General features: G+C 72.8%; 13 protein-coding genes and 2 pseudogenes. 12 read left to right on the top strand and 3 right to left on the bottom strand.

Annotation, left to right across the window (positions count from 1 at the left end):
- The first annotated feature begins 4 nt into the window (after positions 1-4).
- The 9 genes and pseudogenes from GR130_RS07140 to GR130_RS07100 all read left to right on the top strand — a co-directional run bounded on the left by GR130_RS07140 (position 5) and on the right by GR130_RS07100 (position 13,482).
- On the top strand, positions 5-730 hold the full coding sequence (locus GR130_RS07140; protein ID WP_159503919.1) for a class I SAM-dependent methyltransferase: 726 nt from the start codon (positions 5-7) through the stop codon (positions 728-730).
- Positions 727-5,709, top strand: coding sequence for an alpha-(1->3)-arabinofuranosyltransferase domain-containing protein (locus GR130_RS07135; protein WP_236572889.1), 4,983 nt, complete (start codon positions 727-729; stop codon positions 5,707-5,709). The genes GR130_RS07140 and GR130_RS07135 overlap by 4 nt, the downstream gene beginning before the upstream one ends.
- Positions 5,706-7,424 (top strand): condensation protein, encoded by a 1,719-nt coding sequence (locus tag GR130_RS07130; RefSeq protein ID WP_159503918.1) that lies wholly within the window; start codon positions 5,706-5,708, stop codon positions 7,422-7,424. The genes GR130_RS07135 and GR130_RS07130 overlap by 4 nt, the downstream gene beginning before the upstream one ends.
- On the top strand, positions 7,421-8,254 hold the full coding sequence (locus GR130_RS07125) for a class I SAM-dependent methyltransferase (protein ID WP_159503917.1): 834 nt from the start codon (positions 7,421-7,423) through the stop codon (positions 8,252-8,254). The genes GR130_RS07130 and GR130_RS07125 overlap by 4 nt, the downstream gene beginning before the upstream one ends.
- Positions 8,255-8,607: 353 nt before the next feature.
- A pseudogene (locus tag GR130_RS07120) lies at positions 8,608-9,483 on the top strand (DMT family transporter); the annotation flags it as partial.
- A gap of 481 nt (positions 9,484-9,964) precedes the next feature.
- Positions 9,965-10,168 (top strand): annotated as a pseudogene (locus tag GR130_RS40335) (Trm112 family protein); the annotation flags it as partial.
- Positions 10,169-10,488: 320 nt separating this feature from the next.
- A complete protein-coding gene (locus GR130_RS07110) occupies positions 10,489-11,328 on the top strand; it encodes an FkbM family methyltransferase (protein WP_159503916.1) in 840 nt (279 codons plus the stop codon).
- Positions 11,312-11,923: a hypothetical protein gene (locus tag GR130_RS07105; protein WP_159503915.1), complete on the top strand. Its 612-nt coding sequence runs from the start codon at positions 11,312-11,314 to the stop codon at positions 11,921-11,923. Before GR130_RS07110 ends, GR130_RS07105 begins: the two co-directional genes overlap by 17 nt.
- A gap of 527 nt (positions 11,924-12,450) precedes the next feature.
- On the top strand, positions 12,451-13,482 hold the full coding sequence (locus GR130_RS07100) for a rod shape-determining protein (protein WP_159503914.1): 1,032 nt from the start codon (positions 12,451-12,453) through the stop codon (positions 13,480-13,482).
- A gap of 219 nt (positions 13,483-13,701) precedes the next feature.
- On the opposite strand, the gene GR130_RS07095 is transcribed toward GR130_RS07100, so the two are convergent.
- Together GR130_RS07095 and trxA are read right to left on the bottom strand one after the other, a co-directional pair.
- Positions 13,702-14,298: a histidine phosphatase family protein gene (locus tag GR130_RS07095; RefSeq protein WP_159503913.1), complete on the bottom strand. Its 597-nt coding sequence runs from the start codon at positions 14,296-14,298 to the stop codon at positions 13,702-13,704.
- Entirely contained in the window at positions 14,295-14,696 is a 402-nt protein-coding gene (gene trxA / locus GR130_RS07090) for a thioredoxin (RefSeq protein WP_159503912.1), read from the bottom strand. The genes GR130_RS07095 and trxA overlap by 4 nt, the downstream gene beginning before the upstream one ends.
- A gap of 717 nt (positions 14,697-15,413) precedes the next feature.
- Between trxA and GR130_RS07085 the strand changes: the two genes are divergently transcribed.
- Positions 15,414-16,205, top strand: coding sequence for an MBL fold metallo-hydrolase (locus GR130_RS07085; protein ID WP_159503911.1), 792 nt, complete (start codon positions 15,414-15,416; stop codon positions 16,203-16,205).
- Positions 16,206-16,365: 160 nt separating this feature from the next.
- Complete coding sequence (locus GR130_RS07080) at positions 16,366-17,241, top strand: glycosyltransferase family 2 protein (protein ID WP_159503910.1); 876 nt, start codon at positions 16,366-16,368, stop codon at positions 17,239-17,241.
- Between the two features lie 55 nt (positions 17,242-17,296).
- Here GR130_RS07080 and GR130_RS41295 read toward each other — a convergent pair whose 3' ends face one another.
- Entirely contained in the window at positions 17,297-19,144 is a 1,848-nt protein-coding gene (locus GR130_RS41295; protein WP_159503909.1) for a hypothetical protein, read from the bottom strand.
- A 180-nt stretch (positions 19,145-19,324) separates the two neighbouring features.
- On the opposite strand from GR130_RS41295, the gene GR130_RS07070 reads away from it, so the two are divergent.
- Positions 19,325-20,455 (top strand): NAD-dependent epimerase/dehydratase family protein, encoded by a 1,131-nt coding sequence (locus GR130_RS07070; RefSeq protein WP_159503908.1) that lies wholly within the window; start codon positions 19,325-19,327, stop codon positions 20,453-20,455.
- Positions 20,456-20,471: the final 16 nt, after the last annotated feature.

Raw genomic sequence — 20,471 nt, 5'->3', positions numbered from 1 at the left:
CGCCGTGCGCGACCCCTCGCTGCGCAGGTCCTACGCCCTCTTCCGCGCCTTCCTGCGCGAACAGACCGAACCGGAGCACTGCTACCGGCTGCTCGCCCGCGACGCCGCCGACCAGGTCGAACGGTACGTCCCGCTGGACGGCGCGGTGGTCGCCGACGTCGGCGGCGGCAGCGGCCACTTCACCGAGGAGTTCCGCCGCCGCGGCGCCCACGGCTACCTCTTCGAGCCCGACACGGCCGAACTCACCGCCCGCGGGCACGCCCCCCAAGGAGCGGTGGTCGCCGACGGCTACCTGCTGCCGCTGGCCGACGGCGCCGCCGACGTCTGCTTCTCCTCCAACGTCCTGGAACACGTCGCCGACCCCCAGACCTTCCTCAGCGAACTGGTCCGGGTCACCCGCCCCGGCGGCCTGATCTACGTCGCGTTCACCAACTGGCTGTCCCCCTGGGGCGGCCACGAGACCGCGCCCTGGCACTACCTGGGCGCCGAACGGGCCCGTACCCGCTACCGGCGGCGCACCGGCCGACCCGCCAAGCACACCCTCGGCGAGAACCTCTTCGCCGTCCACATCGGCCGCACCCTCCGCCAGGTACGCGCCCGGGACGACGTCGCCGTCGTCACCGCCCGCTCCCGCTACGCCCCCTTCCTCGCCGAGGCCATCCCCCGCCTCCCGGGCGTCCGCGAGATCGCCACCTGGAACCTCCTCCTCATCCTCCGGCGGTTGCCATGACCCAGACGCTGAAGATGTACCTGTCACCGGGCTCACCGGACGCCGGAGGCAACCCGGCCACCGCCCCCGCCCCACCACCCGACGGACCCCGCCGCCGGCGCTGGCCGTTCGCGTTCTGGGCCGCCGTCCTGGCCGGATTCCTGGCCCCCGCCCCCGGCAGGATGACCTTCGAGACCAAACTCGGGGTGACCACCGACCCCTGGGCGTTCCTCGGCGACCTCGGCCAACTCTGGCACGACCGCGCCGGGTTCGGCGGCATCGCCGACCAGTACTTCGGCTACGCCTTCCCCACCCTCCCGTACTACGGCCTGACCCACCTCGTCCACCTGCCCGTCTGGCTCGCCGAACGGCTGTGGATGTCGCTGATCGTCACCGCCGCGTTCTGGGGCGCGTTACGACTCGCCGAACGGCTCCGCTTCGGCACCCCGCCCACCCGGCTCCTCGCCGCCGCCTGCTACGCCCTGTGGCCGACCTTCACCCTCGTCATCGGCTCCACCTCCGCCGCCGCCCTGCCCGGCGCCCTGCTGCCCTGGGTCCTGCTGCCGCTCACCGACCCGCGCCACAGCGCCCGCACCGCCGCCACCCGCTCGGCACTGCTGATCCCCTTCATGGGCGGCGTCAACGCGGCCTCCACCCTCGCCTCCCTGCTGCCCGCCCTCCTGTACCTGCTGTCCCGGACCGGGCCGCGCCGCCGCGCCCTGCTCGCCTGGTGGCTGCCCGGCGTCGCCCTGGCCACCGTCTGGTGGGTGGTCCCGCTGCTCCTGCTGGGCATCCACGGCGAGAACTTCATGCCGTTCATCGAGCAGGCCGACACCACCACCGGCACCATGTCCGCCACCGAGATGCTGCGCGGCGCCGGCAACTGGGTCGGCTACCTCAACTTCGGCAAACCCTGGCTGCCGGCCGGCTGGACCCTGACCGCCAACGCCTTCGCCGTCCTCGGCTCCGCACTCGCCGCCGCACTCGGCCTCGCCGGCCTGGTCCGCCGCGACCTGCCCGAACGGCGCTGGCTGCTGCTGACCACCCTGACCATCGCCCTGATCGCCCTCGCCGGCTACGGCGGAGCGCTCGGCGGCCCCGCCCACGGACTCTGGCAGGACTGGCTGAACGGCTGGCTCCGCCCGTTCCGCAACATCTACAAGTTCACCCCCGGACTCGCCCTCGCACTCACCCTCGGCCTCGCCCACCTGCTGGGCACCGCCCGCCGCAACGGCCCCGAAGGCCGCCGCGCACGCGGCCTCCCCGGCCACCGCGCCCTCCCGGCCGCCGCCGCGCTGCTCGTCCTGCCCGCGCTCGCCCTGCCGTACCTGACCGGCACCGTCCTCCAGCCCGGCGCCTTCACCAAACTGCCCGCCTACTGGCAGCAGACCGCGAACTGGCTCGCCGCCCACACCCCGCGCAGCCGCGCCCTGGTCGTCCCCGCCACCGCCCACGGCATCTACACCTGGGGCTCCCCCATCGACGAACCCCTCGACGTCCTCGCCCGATCCCCCTGGGCACAACGCGACTTCGTCCCCTTCGGCACCCCCGGCTCCCGCCGCACCCTGGACGCCGTCGAGCAGGCCCTCCTCACCGGAGCCGAAGTCCCGGGCCTCCGCGACTACTTGGACCGCGCCGGCATCCACGACGTCGTGGTACGCAACGACCTCGACCCCGACCAGATCGGCTACGTCCCCCCGCGCACCGTCACCCGCACCCTGGAGGCGTCCGGCTACCGCAAGGTCGCCGCGTTCGGCCCCCTGACGACCAGCGGCCGGATCCCCGCCGAGGCCCCCGTCCAGATCCAGGGCCTCTACCCGCGCCAGCGCTCCGTCGAGATCTACCGCCCCCAGGGCATCCCCGAACCCGGCCCGGCCACCGCCAAGGCCGTCGCCGGCACCGCACAGCTCAGCGGCGGCCCCGAATCCCTGCTCCAGCTCTCCGCCGACCCCACCCTGCGCAACCGGCCCACCGTCCTCACCGGCGACCGCCACCCCGGCCTCGGCACCCCACCGCTCCAACTCACCGCCGACGGCCTGCGCCGCGCCGACACCCGCTTCGGGCTCGTCAACAGCAACACCTCGTACACCTACACCGCCGACGAACGAAACCACCCCGACAGCGTCCAGGACCCCGGCCGCCCGCCCCGGCAGATCCTGCCCACCACCGGCATCGAGCACCAGACCACCGCCGTCCTCCGCGGCGCCGCCTCCGTCACCGCCTCCACCAGCGGCAACTGGCTCTTCCACCTCCCCCAGTACGACCCCGTCAACGCCTTCGACGGCAACCCCGACACCGCCTGGGCCGAAGGCAGCGCCGGCGACCCCGTGGGCCAGTGGATCCGCATCGCCTTCACCAAGCCCACCGACATCCCCGCCACCCTCTCCGTCACCCCCCTCCCCGGCGACGGCCTCCGCGCCGCCCCCACCTCCGTACGCATCCAGACCGACCACGGCAGCGCCGACAGCCCCCTCCGTCCCGACGGCACCCGCCAGCAGATCGCCGCCCCACCCGGGAAGGCGGCCTGGCTCAAACTCACCATCCTCGGCTCGCAGACCCCGCGCGCCGGCCTCTCCGGCGCCGGCTTCTCCGAGATCTCCATCCCCGGCGTCCAGGTCACCCGGCTCCTCCAACTCCCCACCGACGCCACCGCATCCGACTCCCCCGCACAGACCATCTCCCTCCACCGGGGCAGCGACCCCGGCGGCCTGTCCCCCGTCTCCGCCGAGGTCGGACTCCACCGCCAGTTCCTCACCGGCCGCAGCGCCTCGTACACCGTCACCGGCAAGGCACTGGCCGTCCCCGGCACCGAACTCGACCACCTGTTGGACCGCATCGCCCCCGACCAGAAGGACCGCATCACCGCCACCGCCGACTCCACCAGCTTCGGCTTCGGGCAGTCCCTCAGCCCCCGCAACCTCGTCGACGGCGACCTGACCACCGCCTGGATCGCGGGCGACAAACCCACCGTCCACCTGCGCTGGCCCGGCAAGAAGAAGATCGACCAGATCGTGCTGGCCGCGGCCGGCGGCATCTCCACCCGCCCCGAACAGATCCTGATCAACTCCCCCTACGGGGCGGCCACCGCGGGCGTCGACGAGAACGGCCAGGCCCGCTTCGACCCGATCACCACCGACCGCCTCGACATCACCATCAGCAAGGTCAAGGAACTCACCCTCAACAACCCGGTCGCCGGCCAGCCCCTGCAACTCCCGGTCGGCCTCAGCGAGATCTACATCCCCGCCCTCGACTCCTACCGCACCCCGCGCCCCGACCCCGGCAAACGCTTCTCCCTCGCCTGCGGCCAGGGCCCGATGCTCGCCGTCGACGGCGTCCTGCACGCCACCAAGGCCAGCGGCTCCGTCCGCGACCTCACCGACCGCCGCCCCATCACCGTCCAACTCTGCGCCGACGAGGCCCCCGACGGCCGCCTCCTCCTCCCCTCCGGCCGCCACCGCGTCGAAGCCGGCGACCAGGGCCCGCTGGCCCTGACGGACGTGGTGCTCCAACGGGGGGAGGCGAGTGGGACGAGCACCGCGAGCGCGACGAGCACGGCGGATAGGGCGAGCACGGTGGATAGGGCGAGCACGGTGGACAAGACGGATGGGACGGACAGGACGAACAAAGCCCGCTCTGCCGCTTCCTCCTCTTCCTCTCCCTCTCCCGATACCGCTGCCGCACGTCCGGTCACTGCCGGGAAGTGGACGGGTGACCACCGCACCGTCGCCATCGGCGCGGGTCAGGCCGCCTACCTCCAGATGTACGAGAACGCCAACGACGGCTGGCACGCCACCCTCGACGGCCACGAGCTGACCCCGCTCCGCGTCGACGGCTGGCAGCAGGCGTTCCTCGTCCCGGCCGGCGCCGGCGGCACCGTCGAACTCACCTACACCCCGGCCACCTTCTACGACCTCGGCCTCATCGGCGGCGTACTGGGTGTCGCCGTACTCATCGCCGCCGCCCTCATCCGCCGCACCCCACGCACCCCGCCGCCCGCCCCACAACCACCGCCCGCCCCCTCCTGGGTCCTGGGCACACTCGCCCTGACCGCGGTGGTCGCCATGGCGGCCGGCCCGTACGCGGTGATCGTGCCGCTGCTGGCCGTGGCGGCCCGCTACCGGCCGCGGGTACTGGCCCCCCTCGCCTTCGTGGCCATGCTGGGCGCCGGCATCACCGCGGCCCTGGGCGCGGGCCACCCCGTCGCCGAACACACCGGAGCCTTCAGCGCCACCGCCCAGGCCCTCGCCCTGCTCGCCCTGACCGCAGCCGTGGTCACGGTCCCGGCCCCGCCAAACGCTTCACACCTACCCACGCCGTCCGGAACTCCCCCTGGCTCCGCACCCTCGTCACCGTCCACACCGTCTACGCCCTCCACACCGTCAGCGCTCTCAGCACCGTCCGCACGGACCACGACATCAACCGTTCGCCCTCCCCTGCCGCGACGCGATCGGGGCGGAGATGCGGGGACAGGCGGAGATGCGGGGACGGGTGCGGGCGCACCTGGTGGACGCCCGAGTGTCCGACTGCCCGGCGGATCAGGAGGGTTGGACAGGCCGGGCGGATCCGGAGCGGCAGCGAACGGCGGCCCGGGAAGCGCTCAGGGAGCCGCCACAGAGACCGGCGGGCCAGTCGACCGGCCGACCCACACACCCCCGACTGGCCCGCCCCTCCGCCCCTTCACACCACCGCCGACTCCTCATGACACCCCGTCAACCACCTCCGCTGCCGACACCTCCACCGAACCCCCTACTGGCTCCCCTCCCGGCTCCCCTCCCGGCTCCTCTCCCAACTCCCTTCCTGACTCCCGTCCTCGCTCCCCTGCCGGCCCTCCCGCCCGGGCCGGGCGTCTGATCACGGCCCGCGGGCGGACTCCCGGTGCCGGCCCCTCCTGGGCCGCCCCGTATCGGCGCCCCACCCCGGAGGCCGCAACCGACCCGTCTCCGAGCCGTCCGACAGGTCCCGTACGACCGGCCGACACCGGGGAGGACACCGCCCGATGACCGCACTGCAACCGGCCCCGCACGACCCGCCCAGCGCCTTGCACAGCGGCCCACCGCCCGATAGTCCGGGCGGCGAACCGTCCCTCGCCGTACCGGACGACCGGCCCGGCGAGCCGCCCGGCAGCCGCTCCGGCACACCCTCCGAAACCCCCGACAGCACCTCACCCGGCAACCGCGCCAAGGCGCCGCGCGCCGCCCTCCGAACCCCCGCCGGACTTCCCCCCGCCCCCCAACTCCCCACCCAACCCACCATCGCCCACGTCCCCTTCCCCGTGGTCGACGAGATCTCCCGGCACTGCCTGGCGGACGGCGAGCCGGAGACCGTACACATCGAGGTGCACCTCCCCAGGCCGGTCGATCACTGCCGGCTACGTACCGCGTTCCACCAGGCACTCGCCCTACACCCCCGGATCCTCATGCGCCAGGCCCCGGCCCACTGGTGGCATCGCCGCTACACCTGGCAGCTCACCGCCACCCCCGACGTCGACCCGGTCTCCTTCCCCCCTCCGGGCCCCGACGCCCTCGAACGCGCCCGGGAACGCGCCCTCACCCACTGCCCGCCCCTGCACCTCTCGCCCCCCGTACGCCTGGAGGTCGTCGAGCACACAGCCCAACCGGGCGCCTCGGCCGGCACCGTACTGCTCCTCACCATCAACCACACCGCACTGGACGGCCCGGCCTGCCTCCGCGTGCTCGCCACCACCGCCGAGCTGTACGGCGGCGCCGACAACTCCCCCGCACCACCCCCCGTACGCGCCCCCGGCCCCACCCCCACATCGCGCCACCCCGCTCCGGACCACCCCGACCCCAACGGCGCCACACCACCCACAGGCCGCACCCACCCCCTGACCCGCCCCGCCCGCATCACCCCCCACCACATCAGCACCGGGACCGGCAGCGGCACCGGCACCGGCACCGGCAGCGACGTCATCTGCAACGGCACCAGCAACGGGATGCTGCTCACCGAACTCCCCGTCCCGGCCCGTCCGCCACGCACCGCCGACGCCCCGCCCCCGTACACGGTCAACGACCAACTCCTCGTCGCCACCTGCCTGATGGCCGCCCGCTGGAACCGGCTCCACGGCCGCCGCACCGCCCCGGTCGTCGTCACCATGCCCGTCGACGACCGGCCACGCGGTACCGAGATGCCCATCGGCAACGGCACCCGGCTGGTCTCCGTCGACTTCGGACCGGACGCCGAACGCCGGGACGCCGCGCTTCTCACCGCCGACCCGCCCGACCCTGCCGCGCTGTCCCGCCTGCTGCACCACACGGCCACCCGCACCCGCGCCCTGAAGTCCGCACCCGGACCCCAACTCGGGCTTTCCGGAACGCTCTTGACCACCCCCGCACTCCCCGTCGGCCTGCGCGCCGCCCTCACCCGCACACTGCGCTCCGCCGCCGCACCCTGGACGTCGACCACGCTCCTCTCCAACATCGGCCGCATCCCCTACCCACTGGACTTCGGCGACGCCGGCCGGGCAACCGCCGTATGGTTCTCCGCCCCCGCCCGCATGCCCCGCGGAGTGACCGTCACCACCGTCTCGGTCGGCAACCGGATCCAGCTGGCACTCCGCTGGTCGCACGCCCTCCTCGACGCCCCGGCCGCCAACCACCTGGCCGCCCTCTTCCGCTCCTCCCTCGCCGCCACCGCCCACCCCGCACCCCCAACCACCCCGCCGGCCCCGACCGCGCCCGAAGGAGGCGCCCGATGACCCCGCCACCCCCCACCACCAGCCCCGCCCCCTCCCCTCCCACCCCCCACCTCCCCTCCCAACTACGGGACTTCTACGAGAACCCCTCCGTGCCGGTCGCATCCGGCGACGCCCGGAGCCGACGACAGGCCCTGCTCCTGGCGCGCGCCCTGGGACCCGCACGCGTGGGGGCACCGCCCGCCACCGTCCTGGACATCGGCTGCGGCGACGGCACCGCGGCCGCCACCGCCGCAACACCCCTCGCCGGCCACCGGATCATCGGCGTCGACTGGTCCCAGGACGCGCTACGCCGTGCCGCGACCCGCATCCCCGCCGTCGTACGCGGCGAACTCACCGACGGCGGGCTCCCGTTCACGACCGGATCCGCCGACGCGGTGCTCTTCAGCGAGGTCATCGAGCACCTCGTCGACCCCGATGCCGCCCTGGACGAACTCCGCCGCGTACTCCGCCCGGGCGGGCACCTGATGCTCTCCACCCCCAACCTCGCCGCCTGGTACAACCGCGGGCTCCTCCTCGCCGGCATCCAACCCGTCTTCTCGGAGGTGAGCCTGCGCGCGATCCACGGCCGCCCCGGCACCCAGGTCGTCGGCCACCTGCGCCTCTACACCGCCCGCGCACTACGCGGCTTCCTCACCGCTTCCGGCTTCGACGTCGTACAGATCGCGGGCGCGCCCTACCACGACGTCCCGCGCCCCCTACGCCCGTTGGACCGCGCCGCCTGCCACATCCCACCCCTGGCCTCCATCCTCCTCGCCCACGCCCGCCGGTCACCCACACCCCCACCACGCAAAGCCCCACCGCCCAAAGCCCCACCACGCAAAGTGAGATAACCTGGGAACCGACTACTCTCCGTAATCGTTGCCGGAGTAAGAGGAGGCCCGCAAGGCACACCGCAGAACGCACACGGCACCCCACCCAGCCACACACCACCTGATACACAGCACGCAACACGCGACACACACCCACAACCCACAACCCGCAACCCGCAAGCCACGACGCAGAGCGCCCAACATTCGACGCCCGACGCCCGACACCCAAGGCAAGGCGCCCCACGCCCGACACCCAACGCCGCCCAGCCGCAAAGGACGAATCGCGGAGAACCAGCGAGCCGAGCCAGCGGACTGGAGGGCCACGACGCCGGCCAGCTACCGGGCTGGCGAGCCGAAGAGAAGGGAGTGCAGCGATGCTCTGGTGGGGCGTGGCATCCGCGCTGCTCGCCAACGTCCTGTACAGCACGGGCTTCGTGTTGGAGAAGCGCGCCCTGTCCGGGCTGCCCGCGCTCAGCACCCGCCGGCCCGCCCGGGTCGTCCGCCACCTCCTCAGCAGCCCGCTGTGGATCGTCGGCTCACTCGCCCTCGCCGCCGGTTTCGCCGCCCAACTCGCCGTCTACCGCACCCTCCCCATAGCCGCCGCACAAGGCATCTTCGTCTCGGGTCTGGTGCTCCTGCTGCTCCTGTCCTCGGTCGTGCTGGGCGAGCGGACCAGCGGCCGGGAACGGCAGAGCATCGTGACGATCCTCGTCGCGCTGGTGATGGTCGTCGCCTCCTTACAGGGCCAGGACGCACAGGCCATCGCCCGTACGGCACCGCCCGCGACACTGCTCGCCATAGCCGTGCCATCGCTCGGCGCGGGGTTGCTGCTGTACCGCTCCGCCGAACGCCGGGCACGGCGCCGCCACCGCCTGCCCACCGCGGGCGTGCCGTACGGGGTTGCGGTGGGGCTGCTCTACGGGGTCAGCTCGCTCGCCATCAAGGGCGTGTCCGGGCTGCTCGGCACCCACGACATCCCCGCCGCGGTCGGGGCGCTCTTCCGGTCGCCGTACCCGTATCTGCTCCTGTTCACCGGCGCGACGGGGCTGGTTCTGTCGCAGACGGCCCTGCAGCGCTGCCGAGCCTCGGTCATCGTCCCCGTCTGCTCCACCGTGACCTGCGTGTTCACGGTCGCCTGCGGCACGGTCGCCTTCGGCGAGCCGCTGCCCGCCAACCCCGTACGGCTGGCATTGCGGCTGGGCGGCACCGTCGTCGCACTGTCCGTTCTCCTGGCGCTGCCCCGTCATGACGACCATGACGGTCGTGACCGTCGTGACGGTCGTGATCGTCATCGCAGTCACGGCAGTGGTGGCAGTCACGGCAGTGGTGGCAGTCACGGCAGTGGTGGCAGTCACGGCAGTTGTGAGAGTCATGGCAGGCATGCCAGTCGTGGGAGTCATGACAGGCATGACGCCGGCGCCTCGACGGGGCAGAGCAGCGACACCTCGACCGGTCAGGACGCCGGCACCCCCGGCGCCTTCGCCGCCCCGCCAACCGACCTTGTCGCCTCGCCAACCGACTTTGCCGCCCCACCGGCCGCCGCCTCCGCCCCACACCCTTCGGCCTTCGCCTCACGTTCTTCGGCCGTCGCCCCACACCCTTCGGCCACCTCTGCGCGCCGTTCGGCCTCCTTCCGATGTCCCTCGGACGCACCGGGGGCGGGCGGGCGGTCGCACGAGGGATCACTCGGCCGCACCGATCAATCCATCGCCAAGACAACGGAGTTGAGCCATGAAGCGCGATGACCCGCTGCTGAGGATTCTTGCCTGCCCGATCGACAAGGGGCCGCTCCGCCTGCTCGCGCCGGACGACGCCCTCTACAACCCGCGGCTGCGGCGCCGTTATCCGATCCTCGACGGTATTCCCCAACTCCTGCCGTCCTCCGGCGTGCAGGTCACCGACGAAGAACATGAGCGTGTGCTACGGCAGATCGCGGAGGAGGACGCCGACAAGAGGGAGGGCACCGGCGACGGGCAGGATGCCCTCTTGGGGGAGGACGCTCTCTTGGGGGAGGGTGCCGGCTTCGGTGGGGGTGTGGCTTACGGGGGTGACGCGGGCTCCGAGGGTGACGTGGGATGCGATGGGGAGGCTGATGTCCGTGCCGACACTGCCTCCTCTGGTGAGCCTGCCGCCTCTGCCCCTGCCCACACCCCCACCCACGCCCACACCCACGCCACGTTGCCCGGAAATTCTGCTGGGGCCGGGGCCTCCCCAGGAGCCGGGGCCACCGGCCCTGTGGACTCGGAGGCAGCGTCGTGACGTTGGCGGCGTGGTTGGGGCCGCGGTTGCCGGGGCGGTGGGTGGCTGCCGTGGCGGGCGGGCTCTATCCGCGGTTCGAGCCGGAGCTCGGGCGGCTGGCGGACTTCTGTCCGGCGGGCGGGACGGCCGTGGACGTCGGCGGGTGGTACGGCCCGTGGACCCGGCGTCTGGCGCGGCGCGCCGACCGGGTCGTCACCATCGAGCCCGTCCCCCATCTGGCCCGGCTGATCGCCTCCGTCACCCCCGCCCATGTCGATGTCGTCCCCGCGGCGGCCACGGATCACGCCGGTTGCGCCACGCTCTGGCTGCCCCCGAACGGCCGTGGCGACCGCGGGGTCTCCTCGCTCGTACGCCGTGAGCTGCACACCACCGCTCTGGACGTCCCTTGCCTTCCCCTGGACGGGCTGGAGTTGTCGGCCGTCACCCTCATCAAGATCGATGTGGACGGTGGCGAACTGGCGGTGCTGCGCGGCGCGGTACGCACCGTCGAGCGAGAACTACCCGCATTGTTCGTCGAGTTGGAGACACGCATTCAGCCGCTCGCGCCCGTGCTGGAGTGGACGGCCGCCCGCGGGTACCGCGGCTGGGTCCTGCCGCACGACCGCTGGTTGCCGCTGGCCGACTTCGATCTGCCCGCCCATCAGTCCCGCACCTCCCATGTCGCCGAACACGGCCTGCTGAGGCGCTCCCTCGCCCCGCACCGCCGCTACGTCAATTCCGTGCTCTTCCTCCCCGACGGCGCCCGCCCCGGACCCGTCGCCTCCGCGCCGGCCGCCGCCTCCGCCGGGTCCGCCGCGTCCGTCCGCGACCATGTCCATCATGAACCCCGCCACTGACAACGACCCGCCCGCCGGCTCCGGCGCCTCCGCAGACCTGCCGGGCCCCCTCGCCTTCCAGCTCGTACTGCTGCGCCGGATGGCCGACCACCAGTCCGGGCTCGTCGAGGACGCACTCCGTGAACTGGGGGTCTCCCGGGCCGAGATGCGTGAGGCCAACCGCCGCTGGCAGGCCCGGATGCACGCCCCGCGGGCGCGGGCCGGCGTCCAGCCGTACCGTGCGCTGCTCGGCGCCCCCGAGACCGTCGCCGGTCGCCGCGTCGGCGATCTGACCTGCGAGGCGCTGACCTGGCCGGTACCCCTCTGGCCCGATCTGCGGTTCGAGGTCCTCACCGCCCCGGGGGGCGCCGTGTGGAACGCGTGGCTCGTCCGGGCGCCTGACGCAGCCACCCCCGTGCTGCGTACGACGGAGGACCTCACCCCGTGGTCGTGCACGGTCGACGAGGTCGCCCGCGCCTTCGCTCCGGCCCGCCCCATGGAGGGCAGCGCCCCCAACCGCTGGCAGCTGGCTTGCACCGCCCACGGTCCGGACGGAAAACGACAGGACGTCGTCGCGGAGTTCACCTGGGGACTGTTCCAACGGAGGGTGGGCTGACGGACCGGCGGGTGCGGACGCGAGCGATCGATGGCGTGGGGAGCCCGCCGATGTGGACGGCGGTAGCGCGGTGGTGACATGGCGTCAGGTATGCGTCCGGCTCGTCGGAGACCATGGGGGCGGTGCGTCCGTGAGCCGGGACGTCGGTGAGCCGGGACATCCCTAGGCCGGGTTGTACGTGCGTCGGTGCGGCATGAGCACGTGAGTCGCCGAGGCGGGCCGGGCCGGGCAGCCCCGCCGCGTTCCCTCGCGCCTTCCCTCGCGCCTTGCCCCGTACCTCCCCCGGCTCCCGGCTCCTTCCCCGACCCCCTCCCCGCCTCCGTCTCCGTCGCCGTGCCGCCCGCGTCACCGTTCCCGTCACCCCTTCGCCCCGCCTTCCCCTCTTCCGTCCCCCGGGCGGACGCGCTCGACGAGCGGGGTGGGAATCGGGCCCGGAGGATGGCGCACGAGCGCTCCCGTGTGGGCGCTTGCGTCCATTACCGGCCCACCGGGGACGGCCAGACCGGCCCATCGGGGAGGAATCCACCATGACCATCTGCCTCGCCCAACTGCGGCGCTGCTCGGCCGCCGTCGACCTCGGTGCGGCCCGGACCAGGGTGTACGTCAAGAACCAGGGGCTGGTCGTCGACGAACCGACCGTCGCCGCGGTCAACACCCGTTCCGGCTCGCTGCTGGCCGTCGGCGCTCAGGCCGAGGTGATGGAGGGCCGCACCCCCGACTACATCAAGGTGGTCCGGCCGGTCTCCAACGGGACGGTCGTGGACATCGACATGGCGCAGCGGCTGCTGCGCCACCTGGTCGGCGACAAGCTGCGCAAGACGTGGCGGCGCCGGCCGAGTATGCGGGCCGCGGTCTGCCTGCCGTACGGCAGTGAGCCGCTGGCCCAGCGGGCGGCCGTGGAGACCCTCACCGGGCTGGGTGCGCGGCGGGTCGAACTGGTCGACACGCTGGTCGCCGCCGCCGTCGGCTGCGGGCTGCCGGTGGAGCAGCCGGAGGCGACGATGATCGTGGTGTGCGGCGCGGGCACCACCCAGGTCGCGGTGCTGTCCCTCGGCTCCATCGTGGCCGCCGAGACCGTCCCCGTGGGCGGCAATGCCATCGATCACGCGGTCATCCAGCATCTGCGGCTGCACCACGAGCTGATGCTGCCCGGCCAGTCGGTACGCCCGCTGCATCTGATGTTCGCCGGGGAGGGCGAGCTGACGCCGGGCACCACCGAGGTGCACGGGCGGGATGTGGTGAGTGGACTGGCGCGCTCCGTGCACGTCGACACCGAGAGGGTACGGCGCGCGATCATCACGCCGCTGACCGCGATCCTCGACGGTATCGGGGCGGTGCTGCGGCGCTGCCCGCCGGACCTCGTGGCCGATCTCGGGGAGCGCGGCATCATGCTGGCGGGCGGCAGCGCGGTGATCCCGGGGCTGGAGCCGATGATCCACGAGGCGACGACGATGCCGGTGCACATCGCGGACCGGCCCGGCACCTGCGCGGTGCAGGGGCTGGGCGCCATGATCGAGGGCAAGGTGCAGCCCCTGCACCTCGATCCGATGGCTCCGTAGCCCAGTAGATCGGTAGATCGGTAGCTCCGCAGCTCTGTGGCTCTGTGGCTCGGTAGCTCTGTGGCTCGGTGACTCCGTAGCCCTGTGGCTCGGTAGTGGGAAGTCCGACGTAGTGGGAAGTCCGACGCGCGGTGGGACGGCTACAGAGGCGGTGCGACGGCTACAGAGGCGGTGCGACGGCCCGGCTGGCCGGGCGGGCCCGGCCGGCGGGCGTTCCGGTCACAGGCTCCGGGCGTTCCAGGCGATGACCGCGGGGCGGTCGTGTTCGGTGCCCAGGACGCCGACCGCGCCGGTGCCGAACGTGAACAGTCCGCCCGCCGCGGCCGGCAGGCCCAGGCGGCGGGCGGTCAGTACGCGCAGGAAGTGCGCATGCGCAACCAGGGCCACATCGCCCTCTTCGGCCTCCAGATGGGGCGCTATGCGGGCCAGTACGCGGTCGGCGCGCGCACCGACCTCCTCGGGTGTCTCCCCCGGGTGGTCGGCGGGACCGGGGGCGACGCCGTCGCTGAACAGATACCAGCCAGGTCTGCTGCGGTGGATCTCGGCGGTGGTGACGCCCTCGTCGCCGCCGTAGTCCCATTCCCGCAGGTCGTCGAGGATCTGCGGCGTCGGGAGCCCGGCGAGTTCGGCGGTGCGCAGTGCGCGGGCCATCGGGCTTGCGTAGACGTGCCCGATCTTCCGGCCGGACAGCACCGGCCGCAGCGCGCGGGCCTGCTCCTCGCCGTCGGCGGTGAGCGGGAGGTCGGTCCAGCTGGTGTGCCGGCCGTCCCTGCTCCACTCGGTCTCGCCGTGCCGGATCAGCAGCAGCTCGCTCACTCGGCCTGCGCCTGCTCTCCCTGCTGGGCCGCCTGCTGGGCCTGGGCTTCGGCGACCGACGCCCGGACCTCGTCCATGTCGAGTCCGCGGGCCTGGCCGATCACGTCCTCCAGGGCGGATTCCGGCAGCGCGCCGGGCTGGGCGAACACCGCGATGTTGTCCCGGACGATCATCAGGGTCGGGATGGACTGGATCTCGAAGGCGGCGGCCAGCTCGGGCTCCGCTTCGGTGTCGACCTTGGCGAAGACCAGGTCGTCGTGCTTCTCGGACGACTTCTCGAAGATCGGGCCGAACCGCTTGCAGGGCCCGCACCACTCGGCCCAGAAGTCGATCAGGACGAAATCGTTGCCGGAGACGATCTCGTCGAAGTTGTCCTTGGTGAGCTCCACGGTGCTCATACGCGCTTCCCTGCTTCCGGTCTGCTGACGATGTCCGGGTCGGTGTCCCGTCGGTCCGGTCGGTGTCCGGTATCCGCAACGGGATCGACCCGCACCGTATTCCGTACACCGGACCGTCCCGCTCCCCTGCCCACCCCAGCCGCTCCTAGACATCCCGCCCCTCGGGAATCGCCATACCGCCGTGTGGCACATCGCACGGCGCCCTGGGAGAAGCGCACGCCCCCATTCAGGCCGCGCCGGGCACCGAGAGCGGTACACCCGGTCCCCTGGACGCCCGGCCGCGCGGTCCCGTGCTTCCGGTGTCAGATCCAGTACGGGCCGGCGGCACCGTTGCGCGGCCGGGCACCGACAGGCCGGCGCCGTCCGCGATGCGCCCGGTGAGTCAGCTCGGCGCGCGGTGCCCGGCGGGACTTCGGGGGACGTGTAGCCGGCGGCCAGGTCGGCAGCCGGATCGGCGTGATGCACCTCCAGTTCGCGTCCAGTTCGCGCAGGCGGGTGGCGAGCAGGCTCTCCGGCGTCCGCAGTCAGCCGGTGCTCACCCACGCCGCGCGGGCTGCGGACAGCAGCCGTACGCCGCGCTGCCCGACGTACGCGGCGCTGCCTGGCGAGTGCGGGGGGGGAATCAGGATGCGTATCGCGGTGTGTGCGTGGGCTGCGATGGTCCGGATCGCCGCCCTACGATGGACGGGGGGCCTGCCCGGAAGGAGGTGCCGGCCCATGGAGACGCGCGTCGATGAGATCGCCGACGGCATCTACCGGATCTCCACCTACGTTCCCGACGTGGCAGCACCGGCGGGGTTCACGTTCAACCAGTTCCTCATCGACGCGGAGCAGCCGCTGCTCTTCCACACGGGCATGCGGCGGCTGTTCCCCCTGGTATCGGAGGCCGTGGGCCGGGTCGTGCCGCTGGACCAGCTGCGCTGGCTGGCCTTCGGGCATGTGGAGGCCGACGAGTGCGGGGCGATGAACGAGTTCCTGGCCGCGGCCCCGCATGCCGAGGTGGCGCACGGCCTTCAGGGGTGCCTGGTCTCGCTCAACGACCTGGCCGACCGGCCGCCGCGCCCGATGGCGCACGGTGAAACGCTTGACCTGGGCGGCAAGGAGGTGCTGCGGCGCCGGGTGATGAACCTCAACACCCCGCACGTGCCGCACAATTGGGAGGCGCGGGTACTGTTCGAGGAGACCACCGGCACGCTGCTGTGCGGCGATCTGTTCACCCACCTCGGAGACGGCCCGCCGATCACCGATCACGACCTGGTCGGGCCCGCGCTCGACGCGGAGGAGTTGTTCCGTCAGACGTCGTGCCTGACGGCGGCGGTGGCCACGATGCGGTCGCTGGCCCGGCTGTCGCCGAGGACGCTGGCCGTGATGCACGGGTCGTCGTACTACGGGGACGGGGCGGCGGCGCTGCGCGAGTTGGCCGACGGCTACGAGGACCGGTTCAGTCCGGAGATCGCCTTCGCCGGCCGACCGAGCACCCTCGCCGGCCAGGACGCCCCGCAGGGATGACTCCGCGGGACGACCTCGTGGGATGACCCGCGGATGACCCGTGGGATGACCCGACGGAACGAGCCGGTGGCGATGTCGCCGGGCCTGCGTCGTGGCACTCCGCGGTCCGTGGCGGCGGTTAGCATCGCTGGAGAGACCGCCAAGGACGGAGTGTTCATCTGTGCGTCATCTGCGCGTAGGCGTCGCCATCTTGACCATGGGGAACCGCCCCGCCGAACTCCAGGAGCTGCTGGATTCGGTGGCCAAGCAGGACCTCCCGGCGACGCACATCGTGGTCGTCGGCAACGGCTCGCCGCTGCCCCCGCTTCCCGATGGCGTGACCGGCCTGTCGCTGAGCGAGAACCTGGGGGTCTCCGGTGGCCGGAACGTCGCCCTGGACGAGCTGCGCAAGCTCGGCGAGCTGGACGTGGTGGTCGACCTGGACGACGACGGGCTGCTGATCAGCCCGGACGTCTTCAGCCGGCTGGCGGAACTGTACGAGCGGGACCCGCAGTTGGGCGTCGTGAGCTTCCGCATCGCCGACGAGCGGGGCCGGACCCAGCGCCGCCACGTCCCCCGGCTGCGGGTCGGCGACCCGCAGCGCGGCGGCCTGGTCACCACCTTCCTCGGCGGCGGTCACGCACTGTCCGTGCCGATGCTGGACCGGATCGGCGGCTGGCCGGACGAGTTCTTCTACGCACACGAGGAGACCGACCTGGCGTGGCGGGCGCTGGACGACGGCTGGCGCATCCGCTACGCGCCGGAGATCGTGCTCCAGCACCCGTACACCTCGCCCACCCGGCACGCGGTCTACCACCGGATGGTGGCCAGAAACCGCGTCTGGCTGGCGAAGCGCCATCTGCCGGTGCTGCTGGTGCCGCTGTATCTGGGTGTCTGGGCGGGCCTGACGGCCGTCCGCAGCCGCTCGGCGGCGGGCATGCGGGCATGGGCCGCCGGGTTCGCGGAGGGTGTGCGGACCCCCTGCGGACGGCGGCGGCCGATGCGCTGGCGCACGGTGTGGCGGATGACGCGGCTGGGACGGCCGCCGGTCATCTAGGGCCTGTCCGGCCCTGGCCACCTGACCCGTCGTACAGGTCTCGGCGGTTGACCGGTCAGACGTCCAGGGCGAGATGGATGCCCTCGTAGGCCAGCCACTGGGCGTGGGTGTGCAGCCCGTGGACGAGGTCCGTGGCGGGTTTCCAGCCGGGCGGGGCCGGGGGCCAGGGCGCCTCCTCCGTACGGCGCGGGGGTGCCGCGGACGCTGTCGGCGGTGCCTCGGCGAGCGGTACGGGGCGGACCGCCGTCTGTACCGCCGTTGCCAGTTCGGCGGCGGTGACCGGGGCGTCGGCCAGCCCGGTCGTCCCGTCCGGCGGGGGCGTGCGGAGCATCGCGGACAGCGCGCCGACCAGATCACCGACGTGCAGGGGGCGCAGCTCCGCGTCCGGGTCCTCGACGGTCAGCGGGTAGCTGCGCAACGCGTCCCAGACGAGGCGGCCGATCCGCGTGTCGTGCGGGCAGCCGGGGCCGTACAGCTCCCCGACGCGGACGGTCACGTCCCTGAACTGCCCCGCGGTGTCCCGGTACTTGAGGGTGAGGGTGGGGGTGGAGGAGGTGCCGCAGACGATGTCGGCGGCAGTGGCGGCGGCGGGAACCGGCGGGTGCTGGGGGGTCAGGGCCGTCAGGTCGAGCAGCGCGTCGTACGGGCGGCCGGCGGGCCGAGCGGGGGCGGTGGGCTCGTCGGGGGCGGTGGGGCGCCCCAGGAGGGTGATCCGGTGTCCGGCGTCGGCCAGGCCCCGTACGAGGTGTTCCGTGAGCGGGGTCGCGGTCCCGAGCACGCCGACCCGCAGGGGGGCTGCGGTATGGGGGCGGGCCGGGCGGGCCCGCTGCCGGTCGGCCGCCTCGCGGCCGGCCGCGACGCCGGCGAGGGTGATCTGCGCGAGTTCCGCCCGCAGTTCGGCGATGCGCTCCTCGGACCGGGCGTAACTGATGCCCCCTGGGCCCACGGTGGCCAGTGCCTCGGCGAGGACGGCGGGGTCGGGGGCGGGGGCGGTGCCGCCGTCGAGTGCGGTGGTGCGGTGGCCGTCCCGCTGCTGGACGAATCCCATCGTGAAGGCCGTCAGCCAGGTCCCGGTGGCCGCGGCGGGGCCGCTCGCTTCGGCCATTCCCACGATGGCCGGTTGCGGTCTTCCGGGGCGTACGCCGCAGCCCTCCAGGTATTGCGCGCAGGTGAGATGGAGCCAGTGGCCGGGGTCGTCGCCGGGGGCGCCGGCGCGTACCGCGCACTGCGCGACGCCGTGTTTGAAGAACGGCAGCACCCGCAGTCCGCTCAGCCGGGCGTCTTCGCGACCGGGAACGTCCGAGGGCAGAAAGCAGACCGAACGGCGCGGTCCGCGGAAGGCATTGCCGGAGATGCTGCCGTGGTCCTCGTGTTCGGCGAGGCTGGGTACCGAAACGTATGCGGGGATTCCGTGCGCGCGTAAGTAGTGGTTCATCAGGATGTCGTCGGGCCAGCTGTCAAGATGGCGTCGGCCGAAAGCCACGAATCCGGCGGCGACTTCCCTGGGCAGAATGATGGCGACGCACGGAAAGTACTCGTTGACGGCGGCCACCCAGCGCGCTCCGGCCAGCGCGCCGAATCGGACCGCGGCGCCGTTTCTGGAGTCCCAGAGCGCGAAAAGCGCGAGGGCCGCGTCCGGCATCTCTTCGACCGCCATCCGGGCGCGGGTGAAGAACGTATCGGAGAGGATCATGTCGTCCTGGACGACGAGTTGATGAGTGGCGCCGTCCTCGATCGCCGACCAGGCGCACAGCGCGGTCCGCAAAACGGACGGTTTCCCGGCCGGGTCCGGGTCCATGACGACCCGTAATGCGCCCGGCGGGGCGGCCTGCGCCAGGCGTTCCGCTGCCGCGCGGCGTTTCGGGTGGGTCATCACGGCACCGCTCAGCCGATATCGCGTCATCGTTTTCCTCCGGCGCTTTTCGCCGTGCCGGGCATTCCGGCACAGGTGGATCCGGACAGTACGGCGGTGGCCGGGAGCGCGGCAAGACTGCCGAAATCGCGCTCTGGTAGCGGCATTCCGCGACCGACATGCTGACCGCTGGCCCAGGTCGGGCGGTCTCGTGCACAGGGAGAGGGTTCCATGTCGGCGACGGCGAACGGCACTGGTAACACCGGTGGTATCGGTATCGGCACCGGTAATGGCGTGGGAAGTGCGGCGTGCGGCGATCCGGGGGAATCGGTGGCGGCCCGGCTGGAGAAACTGCGGGACGCCCGTGTGGTGGTGACCGGTGGCGCCGGATTGGTGGGCAGCCGGCTGGTTGCCCTATTACGCCGGGCGGATGCCGAGGTGACGGTACTGGACCGGCTGGACGCCTATCCCGAATCGGCGCACACCTCGTTGTTCGGGGTGGACGGTCTCGGGGCGAAGACGGTGGTCGGGGATATCTGCGACCGCGAAGCGGTGCGTACGGTGCTCGACGGCGCCGACTATGTGGTGCACGCCGCGGCGTACGCCGATGTGGCCGCCTGCACCCGTCGGCCCGATATCGCCTTCCGGGCCAATGTGCAGGGCACCCAGGTGGTGCTGGAGGAGGCCGCGGCGTCCACGGTGCGGCGGCTGGTGCTGGTGTCCTCGGCGGCGGTGTACGGGGACGGCGATCCCTCCGTACGGGGGCCGCAGGTGTTCCGCGAGGACCAGCGGCTGCTCCCGGTGTCGGTGTACGCCAACTCCAAGCTGTGGGCCGAGCACCAGACGCGGCTGCTGCTGGGCGGCCCGGACACCCCGGAGTACGCGGTGCTGCGCTACTTCTCCGTGTACGGCGATCCGCAGATCCCCAAACCCGGCAGCCATTCGTGGATGGTGGCCTGGCTGTCCATGCAGGCCCGGCTGGGCCGCCCGATGCGGCTCAACGGGGGCGGGGTGCAGGTGCGGGACCTGGTGCACGTCGAGGATGTCGCGGCGGCCACCGCGCTGGCCCTGATCGAGGAGCGGATGGCCGGGGAGACGGTCAACGTCGGTACCGGTGTGCCGACTTCGGTGCGCGAGGTGGGTGAGCTGATCGCGCCGCACTTCCCTGCCTCGCGGTTCGTCACCACCCCCCTGCCGCAGGGCGATCCGCTGGGGGGGTACGCCGCGACCGCGCACTCCCGTGAACTGCTGCGCTGGCAGCCGCGGATCGACGTCCGGTCGGGTGTGGAGCGGTATGTGCGGTGGCTGTCCGCGACACCCCATGCGGTGCCGGGGTGGCTGGCCGCCGGGCCGGCCGCATGACAGCCTGCCGCCGGGA

The sequence above is a fragment of the Streptomyces sp. GS7 genome, assembly GCF_009834125.1.
Taxonomy (GTDB): domain Bacteria; phylum Actinomycetota; class Actinomycetes; order Streptomycetales; family Streptomycetaceae; genus Streptomyces.
The sequence above is the reverse complement of the archived record's forward strand: the minus strand, read 5'-3'. Positions and strand labels throughout refer to the sequence as shown.